This window comes from Pseudarthrobacter sp. B907 (assembly GCF_040137805.1).
Classification (GTDB): Bacteria; Actinomycetota; Actinomycetes; order Actinomycetales; family Micrococcaceae; genus Arthrobacter.
In genome coordinates this window covers 1-15342 of sequence record NZ_JBEEQE010000011.1, presented here as the reverse complement: position 1 = coordinate 15342, position 15342 = coordinate 1, and the positions used below count along the sequence as shown (strand labels likewise).

The 15342-nt window shown below is 69.0% G+C and carries 15 protein-coding genes; 4 read left to right on the top strand and 11 right to left on the bottom strand.

Annotated elements, in window-relative coordinates; translation table 11 throughout:
• The first annotated feature begins 21 nt into the window (after positions 1-21).
• A complete protein-coding gene (locus tag ABLI39_RS10950) occupies positions 22-810 on the top strand; it encodes an SDR family NAD(P)-dependent oxidoreductase (protein WP_349413451.1) in 789 nt (262 codons plus the stop codon).
• A 19-nt stretch (positions 811-829) separates the two neighbouring features.
• Here the strand turns inward: ABLI39_RS10950 and ABLI39_RS10945 are convergent, their stop codons facing one another.
• From ABLI39_RS10945 to ABLI39_RS10935, 3 genes are all read right to left on the bottom strand, one after another.
• A complete protein-coding gene (locus tag ABLI39_RS10945) occupies positions 830-1897 on the bottom strand; it encodes an FUSC family protein (protein WP_349413450.1) in 1068 nt (355 codons plus the stop codon).
• Positions 1898-2051: 154 nt separating this feature from the next.
• Entirely contained in the window at positions 2052-3641 is a 1590-nt protein-coding gene (locus ABLI39_RS10940) for an MFS transporter (RefSeq protein WP_349413449.1), read from the bottom strand.
• Positions 3642-3908: 267 nt separating this feature from the next.
• The gene (locus ABLI39_RS10935; RefSeq protein WP_349413448.1) at positions 3909-4412 is read right to left on the bottom strand and encodes a GNAT family N-acetyltransferase; all 504 of its coding nucleotides are present in this window, start codon (positions 4410-4412) and stop codon (positions 3909-3911) included.
• 126 nt (positions 4413-4538) lie between these two features.
• Between ABLI39_RS10935 and ABLI39_RS10930 the strand changes: the two genes are divergently transcribed.
• Positions 4539-4766, top strand: a complete 228-nt coding sequence (locus tag ABLI39_RS10930) for a hypothetical protein (RefSeq protein ID WP_349413447.1) — start codon at positions 4539-4541, stop codon at positions 4764-4766.
• Positions 4767-4838: 72 nt separating this feature from the next.
• On the top strand, positions 4839-5096 hold the full coding sequence (locus ABLI39_RS10925; RefSeq protein ID WP_349413446.1) for a hypothetical protein: 258 nt from the start codon (positions 4839-4841) through the stop codon (positions 5094-5096).
• A 29-nt stretch (positions 5097-5125) separates the two neighbouring features.
• Here ABLI39_RS10925 and ABLI39_RS10920 read toward each other — a convergent pair whose 3' ends face one another.
• Positions 5126-7666: an ATP-dependent DNA ligase gene (locus tag ABLI39_RS10920; protein ID WP_349413445.1), complete on the bottom strand. Its 2541-nt coding sequence runs from the start codon at positions 7664-7666 to the stop codon at positions 5126-5128.
• Positions 7667-7706: 40 nt separating this feature from the next.
• Between ABLI39_RS10920 and ku the strand changes: the two genes are divergently transcribed.
• On the top strand, positions 7707-8825 hold the full coding sequence (gene ku / locus ABLI39_RS10915; protein ID WP_349413444.1) for a non-homologous end joining protein Ku: 1119 nt from the start codon (positions 7707-7709) through the stop codon (positions 8823-8825).
• Positions 8826-8865: 40 nt separating this feature from the next.
• Here the strand turns inward: ku and ABLI39_RS10910 are convergent, their stop codons facing one another.
• The 7 genes from ABLI39_RS10910 to ABLI39_RS10880 all read right to left on the bottom strand — a co-directional run bounded on the left by ABLI39_RS10910 (position 8866) and on the right by ABLI39_RS10880 (position 15120).
• Positions 8866-9153, bottom strand: a complete 288-nt coding sequence (locus ABLI39_RS10910; protein ID WP_349413443.1) for a DUF7218 family protein — start codon at positions 9151-9153, stop codon at positions 8866-8868.
• Between the two features lie 2 nt (positions 9154-9155).
• A complete protein-coding gene (locus ABLI39_RS10905) occupies positions 9156-9659 on the bottom strand; it encodes an SRPBCC family protein (protein ID WP_349413442.1) in 504 nt (167 codons plus the stop codon).
• Between the two features lie 402 nt (positions 9660-10061).
• Positions 10062-10340, bottom strand: a complete 279-nt coding sequence (locus tag ABLI39_RS10900) for an HPr family phosphocarrier protein (protein WP_056736454.1) — start codon at positions 10338-10340, stop codon at positions 10062-10064.
• Between the two features lie 45 nt (positions 10341-10385).
• Entirely contained in the window at positions 10386-12449 is a 2064-nt protein-coding gene (locus ABLI39_RS10895; RefSeq protein ID WP_349413441.1) for a PTS fructose transporter subunit IIABC, read from the bottom strand.
• 2 nt (positions 12450-12451) lie between these two features.
• The gene (locus ABLI39_RS10890) at positions 12452-13438 is read right to left on the bottom strand and encodes a 1-phosphofructokinase family hexose kinase (RefSeq protein ID WP_349413440.1); all 987 of its coding nucleotides are present in this window, start codon (positions 13436-13438) and stop codon (positions 12452-12454) included.
• The gene (locus tag ABLI39_RS10885) at positions 13435-14295 is read right to left on the bottom strand and encodes a DeoR/GlpR family DNA-binding transcription regulator (RefSeq protein WP_349413439.1); all 861 of its coding nucleotides are present in this window, start codon (positions 14293-14295) and stop codon (positions 13435-13437) included. Before ABLI39_RS10885 ends, ABLI39_RS10890 begins: the two co-directional genes overlap by 4 nt.
• Before the next feature lie 561 nt (positions 14296-14856).
• Positions 14857-15120: a DUF6458 family protein gene (locus ABLI39_RS10880; RefSeq protein WP_146336037.1), complete on the bottom strand. Its 264-nt coding sequence runs from the start codon at positions 15118-15120 to the stop codon at positions 14857-14859.
• Between the last annotated feature and the right edge of the window lie 222 nt (positions 15121-15342).

Genomic DNA, 15342 nt, shown 5'->3' with positions numbered 1-15342 from the left:
CGGCGCCGCTAGGCTGTGGCTATGAACACACCCGCTCAAGGACCGTCCGCTACCGCCGCCACCGCCCTGATCACCGGAGCCACCGCAGGACTCGGGGCCGAGTTTGCCCGCCAGCTCGCGGAGCAGGGGCACAACGTGGTCCTGGTGGCGCGTGACGAGGCCCGGCTCCACGCCAGCGCAGCCGACCTGGAGAACCGCTACGGCGTTCGTGCGGAGGTGCTGGCCGCCGATCTGGCGGACGACGGCGGCGTGGCCGCCGTCGTCGAACGCCTCAGTGACCCGGCGCGGCCGGTGGAGATCCTGGTCAACAACGCGGGAATGGGGCTGCTGCGTTCCTTCGCGGACAATGACATTGCCGAGGAAAGGCAGCACCTCAGGCTGCACGTCCAGACGGCCATGGAACTAACCCACGCCGCACTGCAGGGGATGCTGCAGCGGCGCTCAGGCCGGGTCATCAACGTGGCATCCGTGGCGGCGTTCCTGCCGCGCGAAACGTACTCCGCCGCCAAGGCCTGGCTGCTCAGCTTCAGCCGCTGGGCCAACCTCGCGTACTCCGGGCGCGGGGTGAAAGTGACGGCCGTCTGCCCCGGCTTCACGCACACCGAATTCCACGACCGGATGGGCATGGACAAAACGGTGGCACCGCGCTGGATGTGGCTACAGGCCGACCAGGTGGTCCGAGAGGGCCTGGCGGACAACGAAAAGGGCAAAGCCGTCTCCATTCCCAGCAAACGCTACAAGATCCTCACCGCTGCGACGCGCGTGCTGCCGGCGCGGCTCGTGGCCGGGCCGCCCCGGCGCGCGAAGTAGGGGACGGCGGGCTACGCGCCTACCTGCCCGGAGCCGCTGCGGACGGGCGGCGGCGCCGGATGAGGAGCACGACGGCGATGCCGGTGCAGGCGCCGACCAGGGTCTCGACCGCCCGCTCCGCCACCAGGAGGTGCGGATCGGCGGGGAAGGCCAGCTGCGTCACCAGCAGGATGACGGGCGTGAACGACACCATCGCGAGGCCGTAGTGCCGGGCCATAAAGAGCTCGGTGGTGAACTGCAGGACGATCACCAGGACGGCCAGGACGGCCGTTTCGTGGCCGGGCAAAAGCCGCAGCGGCGACCCTGCCCAGGGGAACAGCACCGCGGCCACCACCACCAGGCCCAGCAGGGTGCCGACGATCCGGTGTAACCCGCGGTAGACGCTGCTGGGCAGGTCCGCCCCCGCCAGCGGAACGGCTGCCGCGGCCATCGCCCAATGCGGGTGGCCGCTGCCGCTCCCCACCCCGATGCTGCCGGCCGCGGCGACCGCTGCGAAGTACCGTGCCGCGTGGATCCAGGCAGCACGACGGCGGATGCCGCGCAGCGGCGGGACCTGCCGCTCCGCGCCGGGCTCCCACACGCGGCCGCGGACCCAGCCGCCAAAGCCGACCGCGATGGAGAAGGCAGCCGACCCGATGCCGACCAGCAGCGCTAGCGGCCATGGGCCCGGTGTGGGGATGGACGCGCACGCGCCGAGGGCCAGGATGCCGAAGAACGGCCCGTTGGGTTTCAACCCGGCCTTGTCCGCGAACAAGGATCCCGCGGCGGCCAGGACCGACTCCACGGCCACGAGCGTCCAGGAGTGGAGCTGCTGGACCGAGAGCAGGACGCCGACGCCTAGTCCGCCAAGCAGGACCAGGGCCGCCTGGAGCTGGTGCCTGAGCCGGAGCTGGTGGGGTTCGGACCGGCCGTACATTCCGGTCAGGGCGCCGAACACGGCGTAGACGATCAGCTCGGGCCGCCCGGCCGCGAGCAGTGCCAGTGAGGGCCCGGCCACGCTGACGGCAAGACGCAGCGCCGAGGCTCGGTCGCGGTTTGCCGGTCCAAGGCGGTGCAGCACGCGGACGTGTCCCAGCAGGGACTGCAATCGGGGCCTCCAGGGGTGCGGTGCGGAAGGGATGCGGACCCGCCAAAGGCCCGCCCCGCACGCTTCCCCAAGGGGAAACGGGCGCGACGGGCCTCTACGGGCGGGGCGCTTGGCTACGGGGTCCGTCCGGAGGGACGGGCCGGGCCAGTCCGGACTAAGCCGGGGCCGGAACCTTGCCGGCGTCGCCGTCGGTGGCCTCTGCCGGGGTGAGCGGCATGTCCATGTGCTCGAGGTCGATCAGCGGGTTCTCGTCCTGCGTCTCGACCAGTTCTCGGGCCTCGGCCTGGGTGTCCACGCTGGGCATTGAGCCCGGCAGCGGCATCTGGGCGGATTCCTTGAGGAAGTAGATCGCCACTGCGCCGATCGCCGAGGTGGCCATCAGGTAGTAGGCCGGCATCATGTCGTTGCCGGTGGCGTTGATCAGGGCCGCGACGATGAACGGGGTGGTGCCGCCGAAGATGGCAACCGAGAAGTTGTACGCGATGCCCATGGCGCCGTAGCGGCTGGCCGTCGGGAACTGGGCCGGCAGGGCCGAGGCCAAGTTGGCGACGTAAAACGTCACCGGGAAGGCGATGAGGCCAAGGCCCAGCAGGGTGGACCAGATCTCGCCGACGCCGATCAGCAGGAACGCCGGGGCGGCCAGGACGACGGTGCTCAGGGCACCGATCCACAGCACGGGGCGGCGGCCGATGCGGTCGGAGAGCTTGCCGGTCAGCGGGATGCAGAGGCTCATGATGACCAGCACGGGGATGGTCAGCAGCGTGCCGTGCACCTCGTCGTAGCCCTTGGACTCGGTCAGGTACGTCGGCATGTACGAGGTCAGGGCGTAGCCCGCGGTGTTGGCCGCGGCGACCAGGATCATGGCGACGATAATGGAGCGCCAGTAGGCCTTTACGATGCCGACCGGGCCCTTGGACGCGGCCGTGTCAGCGGCAGTGGCGTCCTTGGCGAGGTTCTCCTGCGCGTCCAGGGTGGCTTGGAACTGGGGGGATTCCTCGATCTTGCTCCGGAAGTACACGGCGATCAGGCCCAGCGGACCGGCCACGAGGAAGGGAATGCGCCAGCCCCACTGCTCCATGGTGTCCTGGCCCAGGGTCAGCTGCAGCACGGACACCAGGGCGGCACCGGCGGCGAAGCCAAGGTAGCTGCCCATGTCCAGGAAGCTGGCGAAGAAGCCGCGCCGTTTGTCCGGGGCGTATTCGCTCACGAAGGTGGTGGCACCGGCGTACTCGCCGCCGGTGGAGAAGCCCTGGATCACCTTGAACAGGACCAGCAGGACCGCGGCCCAGATGCCGATCTGCGCGTAGCCGGGCAGGAGGCCGACGGCGAACGTGCTGGCCGCCATGATCATCAGGGTGGCGGCGAGAACCTTCTGCCGGCCGATCTTGTCGCCAAGCCAGCCGAATACGACGCCGCCGAGCGGGCGGGCGATGAAGGTGGCGGCGAAGGTGCCGAGCAGGAAGAGGGTCTGGACGGACTTGTCCGCTTCCGGCAGGAACACCGGTCCCATGGTGGTGATCAGGTAGCCGAACACGCCGACGTCGTACCATTCCATGGTGTTTCCCACGATGGTGCCGCCGAGCGCTTTTTTAAGCATGGGCTGGTCGACCACGTTGACGTCGGACTCGCGGAGTCGACGGCGGCGCAGCCGTGGTTTCTTAGCGCCCCGGGGTGCGCCTTGGTTGGTTCCGCTGGCGTTCAAAACGCCGGCTGAAGAGTCGGTGGTGCTTCGGTCTTTGGGCATTTGGGCAACTCCTGTGGAGGTCATTTGCTTGCGACTTGTAGCTGCCCCGCTCCGGGCAGGCTTTCAATTTTACGCGATTTCCATGGCGTTTCCGATTTCGGTGCCGTATGATCAGCCGATTCCGGCGTCTGGGCGCCACTTCAGCGGCGCCCGCACGGGCGATCTGACCGCGCCGTTCTTGGGAAGTAGCCAGTTCGCTTATCTTTTTTGCAACTTTTTCGTTTTTGAGCCCGTCCAGGGGGCTTTTCGGGGCAGTGCGGGCCCCTTTTACCGGGGCGCCGCCGGCCGGGTCAGGCGTATTTCGGGCAGCTCGGACCACTCGGGCGGCAGCAGTTTGCGTTGCCCGTCGGGCACGAACCCGTGCTTGGCGTAGAAGCCCCGGGCGCGGGGGTTGTCTTCAAGCACCCACAGGTACGCGGGGGAGTCGCCGAGGGCGGCCGTCAGCAGCGCGGCGCCCAGCCCGGTACCGTAGGCCGGGGTCAGCGTGTAGAGGGAGTACAGCTCCAGGTCACGGGGCCGGTCCGCGTCCCGGCCCGGTCCGGCGTCGGCGAATCCAATGATGTCGCCGCCGGCGTCGACGGCGATGATCCGGGGTTCGGTGCTGTCCAGGTGCGGGCGGCGCCGTTCAATCCGGTCAAGGATGTTGGCGCGCCGGGCTGCGAAGAACGCCGCGGGCAGCTGGGAGGCGTAGCACTGCTCGTGCGCCAGGGTGTGCATCCGTACCAGCGCATCGGCGTCGTCGGCGGTGGCGTGGCGAAGCGTGTAATCCATGCGCCACAGCCTAACGTCGGTGCCGCTGCCGAACCCCTGTTCAAGCAGCGTGGCAACTGCCTATGGTGGACCCGTCGCCGGTTGCGTTGCCGGCGTCAATTCATGCCGAGCCGAGGAGAGCCTCCCATGACAGAGAACACCGGCAAGCAGGAGCAGCCCGGGACCCCCGGCGCGGAAGGACCCGGCGCCGCACCGAAACCGGAGCGCGGCGTGAAGTCCCGCCTGACCGACGCCCAGAAGGAAATGCTCGCCAGCAAATCCCGCGGCGCCGGACTGCCAAGCGTTGGACGCAGCCATAAGCCCACCCACGCCAGCGGCAAGCAGGGCCCCGCGCAGAAGAAAGTCCGCTGGTAGCACCTAGAGACTTCTCACCGGCGCCGACCTACGATTGTGGGACGCTTCATTTCATCGCAGAAAGGAAGAGCCATGGCGGATCATCACTCGAGGGAAGAGATCAAGCCTGAGGTTGCCAGCCACCTCGCGGAGTCCATGGACGAGGTTCCGGGCCCGGAGGGCAAACGTCCTCAGCCGCCGTCGCCGGCCGACGGCCACGAGTGGCCGGACGGCAGCGGGAAGCACCGTCATCCCAAGGACCGCGACGTCGTCCGAGGGCAACAGGCGCAGCAGGTGGCCGACGCGGCCATCCACCGCCAAAGCCGGCCGCAGATCCCGCACCACGACTAAGCACCATGAGGGCCCGTTACGGCGGGCCCTCAGTCATGTTCGGCGACGACGTCGGCTGGCGCCTTGTCCAGGCGCCAGCCCCGCCAGACCGGGTGGCGGAGCTTCCCGCTGGAGGTCCAGTCGCCGAAGGTGACCTCACCCACCAGCCTGGCCGAGACCCACCGGGCGTCGGCGGCGTCCTCCGCGGGGACCTCGCTGAAGGGGGATGTCTTGCGGGGGATGGCGTCCAGCTGCTGGCGCAGCTCCTGGAGTTCACGGGTGGAAAATCCGCTGCCCACCCGGCCCACGTAGCGCAGTGTCTTCCCGTCCGGGATGCCCAGCAGCAGCGAACCGACCGAGTCGCGGCGGCCGCCGTTGCCGGGCCGCCAGCCCCCCACCACCACCTCCTGGGTCTTCTCGAACTTCAGCTTCAGCCAGGACCGGCTCCGCTGCCCCACGTAGCGCCCGCCGGTGCGCTTGGCCATCACGCCCTCGAGTCCGAGCTCCTCGGCGCTTTCCAAGAGGTGCCCGACGTCGGCGTCGATCACCTCAGACAGCTCCACCGGGCAGGAATCTTCCTGGGGGCCGGACCGGAAGCCTGCCGCGGCGAACGCTTCGAGGCGTTTCCGCCGCTCCCGGAGCGGGCGGCGCCGGAGGTCCTCGCCGCCATCGGTGAGCAGGTCGAAGAGCATCAGGCGGACCGGGGTGGCGGCCCGCGCCTTCGCGACGTCGGCGGCTTTGCTGAGCTTCATCCGCCCCTGCAGCAGCCCGAAGTCGGGCCGGCCGGACGGGCCGACGGCGATGATCTCGCCGTCGGCGGCGAAGTCCTGCGGTGGCCAGCACGAGCGGTCGGTGAGCTCCGGGTAGCTGGCGGACATGTCATTGCCGTTGCGGCTGATCAGCCGGATCCGCTGCGAGTCACCCAGGACCAGGGCGCGGACGCCGTCCCATTTGAGCTCGAACTGCCAGTCCTTGTCCGCCAGGTCCGCGGGGGTTCCGGGGCTGGCCAGCATTGGTGCGAGCTGCGCTGGATCCGGGGCTGGATCCGGAGCCGGGGCGGCGCCGGCGGCAGGGGCGGTGCCGGACTGGGCCTTCGCCCCGGCAGGCGGAGCCTCTTTGGCCGTGGGTGTGTGCCCCGGCGGGTCCATGAGGTGGATGAGCCACTGGTCGTTGGCCTGGCCGGTGTGGATCAGCGCGAACCGCCGGGTCTCGCCCAAGCCGCCGCCCTCCTGCCCGGTGAGGGTCGCGATGACTTCCTTTCCGGCGATCCACTTCTCGCACTCGTAGGACCCGCGGTCCCAGATGCTGACGGAGCCGGCGCCGTACTGGCCCTTGGGGATGCTGCCCTCAAAGTCCGCGTAGTCCATCGGGTGGTCCTCGGTCTGGACCGCGAGATGGTTTTTGGCCTTGGTGGTGGGGACCCCTTTGGGCAGCGCCCAGGACACCAGCACGCCGTCGCGCTCGAGGCGGAAGTCGTAGTGCAGCCGGCTGGCGTGGTGCTCCTGGATGACGAAGCTTTCCCGGAGGGGACCGCCGTCGTTCCGGCTCCGGTGCTGGTCCGCCGTGAACGGCTCCGGCGTGGCTGCCGCGTCCCGTTTGGCGCGGTATTCCTCAAGCCGGGGGTCGGAGTCGCCGCCGTCGAGCTCCGCGGGGGTGTCGGCCTTGGCGCCCGCTCCGGCGCCGCCGTGATCGCCGTCGTGCGCGCCTCCGGAGATGACCGCGAACGGGTCCTTGCCGGCCTTCACCCGCTGCATCACCTCCCGGTAGTCCAGCTGGCGCAGGGAGGCCGAGGCGAGTTCGCGCCAGGTCCGGGGAGCCGCCACCGTGGGCCGCAGCCTGCCGCGCAGCGAGTAGGGCACGATCGTGGTCTTCGCGGCGCTGTTCTGGCTCCAGTCCACCAGCACCTTTCCGGTGCGCAGGATCTTTTTCATGTCGCTCACGGCCAGCTCCGGGTGGTCCGCCTCCAGGGCCCGGGCGAGTTCGTGCGCGAAGTCCGAGACCTGGTCCGAGCTTTGGGTGCCGTCCAGCGCGGCATAGAGATGGATGCCCTTGCTGCCGCTGGTCACGGGGACCGGCTCCAGGCCTACGTCCACCAGGATGCTGCGGGCGAGTTTGGCGACCTCGGCGCATTCGGCCAGGCCGGCGCCGTCGCCGGGGTCCAGGTCCAGCACCAGCCGGTCCGGCGGCAGGGCGTTGCCGTGCGGGTCCACCCGCCACTGCGGCACGTGGATTTCCAGGGCCGCGATCTGGGCCAGCCAGGTGAGCGTGGCCGGATCGTTGACCAGCGGGTACTGGATGGTGCGTTCCTTGTGGGTGATGGCGGCGCGCGGCACCCAGCCGGGCGTGGAGTGGTCCAGGTTCTTCTGGAAGAACATCTCGCCGGGGGCCTCGGCGGTCCCCACGCCGTGCACCCAGCGCTTCCGGGTGGCCGGACGGTTCGCGGCCGCCGGGATCAACACCGGCGCCACCGCGGCGTAGTAGGCCAGGACATCGGCTTTGGTGGTTCCGGTCTCCGGGTACATGACCTTGTCCAGGTTGGTCAGCACCAGTTCCCGGCCGTCGACCCTGACGCGTTCCTTGCCCTCAGCCAAAACACTTCACCTCCGTGCGGCTCTGGTGTTCACTTGAGCCATGAGAGCCATCTGGAAAGGCGCGATCGCGTTCGGCCTGGTCAACGTCCCGGTCAAGGTCTACAGCGCCACCGAGGACCACGACATCAGCCTGCACCAGGTCCACAACGCCGACGGCGGCCGGATCCGCTACCAGCGCCGGTGCGAGGTCTGCAGCGAGATCATCGACTACGAGGACATCGACAAGGCCTACGAGGAGGACGGCCGCACGGTGATCCTCAGCCGCGAGGAGCTCAAGTCCATCCCGGCGGAGAACAGCCACGAGATCGAGGTGGTGCAGTTTGTCCCCGCAGAGCAGCTCGACCCGATGACGTTCGAGAAGAGCTACTACCTCGAACCGGACGCCAAGTCGCCCAAGGCCTACGTGCTGCTGCGCCGGGCTTTGGAGGACACCGACCGGGTGGCTATTGTCCAGTTCGCGCTGCGGGAGAAGAGCCGGCTCGGGGCGCTCCGGATCCGCGGCGATGTGCTGGTGCTGCAGGGCCTGCTGTGGGCCGACGAGGTGCGCGAGGCGAGCTTCCCCGCGCTCGAGGCCAGCGTGCGGATCTCGGCGCAGGAACGGGAAATGTCTGCCGCCCTGGTGGACTCGATGGCGGCCGACTTCGAACCCGAGCAGTTCACGGACGACTACCAGATCCAGCTTCGGCAGCTGATCGAGGCCAAGCTCGAGCAGGGCGAATCGCTGGACACGGAGGCGACCTTCGGCGCTCCGGAGGCGGAAGCGGGAACCGGTGAGGTGATCGACCTGATGGAGGCGCTGAAGCGCAGCATCGAGCGCAAACGCGGTGCGGCGGCGGGCGGCGGCGCCGGGGCAGGCGGCGTCGCAGCCGGCGGTGACGGCGGGAGCAAGGCCAAAGCCGGCGGCGCCAGGGCGCCCCGGTCCGCGGCGGCACCCAAGGCAACGGTCAAGACCGCGGCGAGCACCTCGGCCAAACCCGCCGCCAAGGCTGCCTCCGGCGGTGCCGGGACGGCGGCCAAACCGGCCACGAAGGCCGCCGCCAAGACCACCACTGCCAAGACCGCAGCTGCGAAGAGCACTGCGTCCAAGTCCACCGCTGCGAAGAGCACTGCGTCCGCGTCCAAGGCACCTGCCGCCAAAACGGCGCGTAAGGGCGCCTGAGCCCGCACCGGTGTTGACCGGCGGCCCCGCCGTCATCGGCTCAGGAGTTCCGCAGAGCGGAGATCAGTTCGCTCTTTTTCTTGGCCGAGTAGCCCTTGAGGCCGATCTCCTTGGCCTTTTCCTTCAGTTGCGGGACGGTCCAGTCCTCGTAGTCGCCGGACTTGCCGCCCTTGCGGCCCACGGCGGACCGGCCCCGCTTGGCCGCGGCGTTGGAAATCCGGGCCGCCTTCTGCTTCGAGGCGCCGTCTTCCAGCAGCGCTTCGTAGAGTTCGGGGTCCTTGATGCTGGGACTCTCGGAACCCTGCGGCGCACCCTTCTTCGCTGGCATGGCTACCGCGGCCCGCCTGCGCCAGGGTCCGCAGGGTCGACGTCGTCGACCTCGCCGCGGTCAACGGAGGAGCGCCACTCACCGGTTTCGATGCCGCGGGACTCGATGAACTCCTTGAAGCGGCCCAAGTCCGCGCTGACCTGGCGGCTGTCCGCCCCGACGGCGGAACCGGCCTTCTCCACCACGCCTTCGGGCTCCCATTCAAGTTCGACGTTGACGCGGGCGCGTTCGGCGCCGAGGGGTTCAAAGGTGACGGTTCCGGCATTGCGGGGTTTGTCCGTGCTGACCCAGGCGATCTTGCGGTCAGGTTCCTGCTCGGTGATCTGGGCCAGATATTCGCGCCGCACCCCGGCGATGTCGGTGCGGAACTGGAGGGAAGTCTCGTCGATCTGCTCCACGGCCTCCACACCCTTCATAAACCTTGGGAAGGTCTCGAACTGGGTCCACTGGTTGTACGCGGTGGACACGGGGACGTCGACTTCGATGCTCTCCTGCACGCTTGCCATGCGGTGATCTCCTTCGGTCCGGGATACGTTGCCGCGGCGGTCCACGGTGGTGGTGCCGCGGTTCCCAAACTATCCACGCCGCACGGCGAAGACAAGCACTTACTAAGTTCCCTTATGAAATCTGTCCCGGGGTCGGCGCAACCACGGGGACATGCCCCGCCGGACATGCCCAGCGGGCGGGGCCGCCATTGGACATAGTGCCTATATGTCCATAGGCCGCAGCCGGGAATGAGCATGTCCCCTCGGATTGGCGATGAGGAATGGGCATGTCCCGCGCGGGCTGGTCGCGGGGAATGGGCAAGTCCCTCTGGGCTGAGCCACAAGCCCGGGCCTTAACGACGCGCGGCCGCCGTCCCGCCGCCCCTGGCAGGGGAGGAGGGCCGGCGGCCGCACGGGGTAGTGCTATTCGGCGTCGTGGTCCGTTTCGAGGATCTGGACCAGGCGCTCGAGGGCGGCGTCCGCGCCGTCGCCCTCGGCACGCAACACCACAACCTCGCCGTGAGAGGCGCCCAGGCTCATCAGGGACAGGATGCTGGCGGCGTCCATGGCCTCGTCCTCCGGTTCGCCGAGCCGGGCGATGGTGATTTCGAGATCGAACTCGCCTGCAGCCTCGGCAAAGATGGCGGCCGGGCGGGCGTGCAGCCCGACGCGGCTGGCAATGGTGGCGTTACGTTCGGTCATTGTTGCTCCTTGGATTCAGCTTGGGAAGGTTTCTTGCGGACCGGCTCAGACGGTTACGGGAACCGGTTCCACCGTATCAACGGTCTTCTTGACTGCCCAGCGCTTGAGCGCGATCACGGCGAGGGCGGTGACTACCGTGCCGACCGCGATGGCCACCACGAACATCAGGAAGTTGTCGATCGCGAAGAAGACGAACAGGCCGCCGTGCGGTGCCTTGGAACCGACGCCTGCCGCCATCGAGATGGCGCCCGTGACGGCTCCGCCCAGCATGCTCGCAGGGATGACGCGCAGCGGGTCGGCGGCGGCGAAGGGGATGGCGCCTTCGGAGATGAAGGACGCGCCCAGCAGCCAGGCTGCCTTGCCGTTTTCACGCTCGGCCAGACTGAAACGCTGCTTGTCCAGCACGGTCGAGGCGAGGGCCATGGCCAGCGGCGGAACCATGCCGGAGGCCATCACGGCGGCCATGATCTGCCACGGCGCCTGGTTGTCCATGCTCGCGGCGCCGAGGCCGGCGACGGCGAAGGCGTAAGCGACCTTGTTGACCGGGCCGCCGAGGTCGAAGCACATCATCAGGCCCAGGATCACGCCGAGGGCAATGGCGCTGGCACCGGTGAGGCCGGACAGCCAGCCGTTCAGGCCCTTGGTGATCGCGACGATCGGTCCGCCCAGGATCAGGAACATCAGTCCCGAGGCGACCAGGGAGGCCAGCAGCGGGATGATGACCACCGGCATCAGGCCGCGCAGCCAGCGCGCCACCTGGAGCCTGCCGATCATGTGCGCGACGTAGCCGGCGAGAAGACCGCCGACGATGCCGCCGAGAAAGCCGGCCCCCATAAAGCCGGCCACAGCGCCGGAGACGAAACCGGGTGCTATGCCGGGGCGGTCAGCGATCGCGTAGGCGATGTAGCCGGCCAGGGCCGGGACCAGGAAGCCCAGTGAAAGCGCGCCGATCTTGAACAGCACGGCCCCGATGTAGGCGCCGAGGGGGCCCCAGGCGTTGTCCGGGAACTCGGTGGGCAGGTTGAAGAGGCTGTTCTGCACCACGATCGTGTCCGCGTACTTCGTGATCAGATAGCCGCCCATGAGGAAGCCGAGGGCGATCAGCAGACCGCCGCCTGCCACGAACGGGATCATGTAGCTGACGCCGGTGAGCAGGGCCTTCTTGAGCTTCTGGCCGATGTGCTCGCCCTTCTCCTCGGCCTCGTGCTGGGCCTGTTCCTCGGCGCCGAAGTGCGGCACACGCCGGGCGTTGGGGTTGTCGGCCGCGGCGAGGGCCTCCTGGACCATCTTCTCCGGCTCGTCGATGCCGCGCTTGACCGGGGCGTTGATGACGGGCTTGCCGGCGAAGCGCTCCTTGCCGCGGACGTCGACGTCGACGGCGAAGATCACCGCGTCGGCGGCGGCGATCACGGCAGGGTCCAGGGCCTTCGCGCCGGAGGAGCCCTGGGTCTCCACCTGCAGGTCCACGCCAACTTCCTTGGCCGCGGCCACGAGCGAGTCGGCCGCCATGTAGGTGTGGGCGATGCCGGTGGGGCAGGCGGTGACGGCGACGAGGCGCTTAGCGCGTGGAGCCGTGGCGGATGCCCCGGCTCCGGCGGCTGCTCCGGCGGCCGGTGCTGCGGCGTCGGCCGGGACGTCGGCGGCGTGGCTGGCGGGCTTGTCCGCCAGTGCACCCTCGACCAGTTCCACGACTTCGGCCTGGGTGGCGGCGGCCCGCAGGGCGGCGGTGAAGTCCTTTTTGATCAGCGAGCGGGCCAGCTTGGAGAGCAGCTTAAGGTGGTCCTGGTCCGCGCCTTCGGGGGCCGCGATAAAGAAGATCAGGTCCGCGGGTCCGTCCTTGGCGCCGAAATCAACGGGCTGGGACAGCCGGGCCATGGCCAGCGTGGCCTCGGAGACCGCCGTCGAACGGCAGTGCGGGATAGCGATGCCGCCGGGCACGCCGGTGGCGGTTTTGGACTCACGGGCGAAGGCGTCGGCGAAAAGCCCCTCGACTTCGGTGGCGCGTCCGGTGGCCGCAACTCTGCCTGCCAGGTGCCGGATCACGTCCTCGGGCGTATTGCCCAGATTCTGGTCGAGCTCGACCAGTTCGGTAGTAATGAGCTGGGTCACTGTCAATCCTTCTTCAGGGCCGTGATGGTTACGGCGGCGGGGTTTGTTTGGTGCACTGCCGGGACGGTGGACCCGGGCAGGGAAGCGGCGGCGGCACCATGGGCCACCGCCTGACGCAGGCAATCGGCCGGGGCGGCGCCCTGGCTGGCGGCGAGCAGGTAGCCGGCAAGCGAGGAATCGCCGGCGCCGACCGTGCTGACCGCCTTGACCGGCGGGTGCGTGGCGAACCACGCGCCGTCGGCCGTCACAAGCACCGCACCCTTGGATCCAAGGGTTGCGAGCACGGCGCCCACTCCGGAACGGACGACGACGGCGGCGGCTGCCGCGGCAGCCTCCGGATCGGCTTCGAGTTCCTCGGCAGACATGTTGGTGGCGAAGCCGGCTGCGGCAGCCAGTTCCACCAGTTCCTCGGCATTGGGTTTAAGCAGGTCCGGCCTCCCCAGGGCATCCCCGGAGACCGCGGCGGCGAGCGGTTCGCCGGAGGAGTCGACGGCGACGAGGGGTGCCTCCGAGCCGTCGTGCAGGGAACGCAGCCGCCGGGTTACGGTGGCGTAAAAGTCGGCCGGAACTCCGGGCGGGAGCGATCCGGCCAGCACGACCCAACTGGCGCCGCGGGAAGAATCCAGCAGCAGCCCGATCAGGGCCTCCTGCTGCTCCGCATTCAGGACCGGGCCGGGCTCGTTGACCTTGGTGGTCACACCGCCCGGCTCGGTGAGGGCCACGTTGCTGCGCAGCGGCTCCCCGATGGGAAGGGCGGCGAAGGGCACGTCGTTCTCGCGCAGCCCGGCGAGGACCGGGTCGGCCTCGGCGCCGGGGAGCACCGCGACGGTCTTGAGCCCGGAGGCCACGAGGGCGCGCGAGACGTTGACACCCTTGCCGCCGGATTCCTGCCGGACCGAGATCGCGCGTTGGACCTCGCCGCGGAGCAGGGGCCCGGGCAGCGCCACGGTGCGGTCCAGGCTGGGGTTGGCCGTGAGGGTGACGATCATGCGACCACCACCTCCACTCCGGCGTCCGCGAGGGCCGCGGCGAGGTCCGGGCTGGGGTTCGTGTCAGTGATCACGGTGTCCAGATCTTTCAGGGAGGCGAACTGGACCAGCGTTTCCGCGTCCAGTTTGGAGGAATCAGCCAGCACCACAATGCGGCGCGCTGAATGGACGAAGGCGGCCTTGACGGCTGCTTCTTCAGGATCGGGAGTGCTCAGCCCGAAGGCCGCGGAAATGCCGTTGGTGCCGATGAACGCTATGTCGGGCCGGATCCGCCGGGCGGCTTCCACGGTGGACTGGCCGACGGCGGCCTGGGTCAGGCCGCGGACCTTACCGCCCAGCAGATGCAGCGCGATGCCGGGTTCGCCGGAGAGCTTCGCAGCGATGGGCAGCGCGTGGGTGATGACAACAAGCTCCGCTTCACCGGCGGCTGGCCCCGAAGGCCCGCCTGCTGCTGCGGGGCCCGCTCCGGCCTGGCCCGCGCCTGCCCCCGCGCCCGCCCCCGCGGTCCGGGCAGCGAGCATCTCGGCGAGGGCCTCGGTGGTCGAACCGGCGTCGATCAGGACGCTTCCGGCGCGGCCCTGGGGAATGAGGTCAAGGGCGGCCTTGGCGATCCGGGTCTTCTCACTCTGCCGCTGCACCGTGCGTTCGAGGATGCTTTCTTCCGTGGTGCTGAAGCGCTCCGGTGAGACCGCGCCGCCGTGGACCCGGCGGACACTGCCGGCGATCTCGAGGGCGGCCAGGTCGCGGCGGACGGTTTCGGTGGTGATGTTGAAACGCTCGGCGAGGTCGGTGACGCTGGCCCGGCCGCTGGCGGCGACGAGCTCCACGATCAGTTGCTGGCGTTCCTCGGCGAACACGTGCCCTCCATTGCGACGATAACTGCGGGTGCTGCGGCTTCCTCCTTCGGTGACCTCCGTCACATGAAGTGGAATTGATTGACTTTATCTTTGTTCATGTGGCTTTGTCAACGACAAAACAACACGAACGCAGAAGCGGTTTGCTGCTGCCATGGGGACATGCCCGTTGTGGAGGCCTCGCGACGGGCATGCCCATTCTTTGAGGGCCACGCCGGCGGACATGCCCGACCCGCGGCGTGGCCGACGGACATGCCCATTCTTTGAGGCCGACGTTGCTGAATATGCCCATTGCTCGGATCCGGGCTTGGGCATATACGGCATACGTCCATTGGTGGCGCCCGGGGATGGGCATGTCGGTTGGTTGGCGGGGCTGGGCATGTCCGTTGGTTGGTGGGAAACGGGGAAGCGGGGAAGCGGGGAAACGGGCCCGCCGGGTGGGCGGCGCTGCACGCTCCGCACGGGAATGCGGGCCGTTAAACAACGGACGCCGGGCAAGACCTTTACGGTCCGGCCCGGCGTCCGGGTTGGTTGCTGCGGCGCATCGCTGCGCCGGGGGAGTGCCTAGATGCCGGCGTCGCGGCTCTCGTTGCGGGTGATGGTCTCGCCCGTGTTGGGGTCGACGACGGAACGCGTTTCGCTGACCCGGCGGGTGCGGCTGCGGCCGGGGGAGGCCAGAATCAGGGATGCGACCAGCCCGATCACGCCGACCACCATAAGGATGTAGCCGATCATGGTCTGGTCGACGTTGGGGATCAGGCCGGGCGCGATGGCCCAGGCCAGGATGGCGCCGAGGGCGATAAGGAAGATGGAGGAACCGATTCTCATGACTTGCTCCTTGTTGTCCGGTGGGACCGATAGGTAATGCTAAGCATGCTGTCCAGCGTCACGCTACAGCCCGGTACCTGTCGTTTCAACGATTGTGGCCACGCGCCGCCGGAAAATTCGGTGTGTCGGGGCTAATTTCGCGGCGGTTTCGGGCGGGCGCGGCGGTTTCGGACGGGCGCGGCGCGGGCCCCCTCTCTGTCAGCCTGTTGTGAGACAGATTGT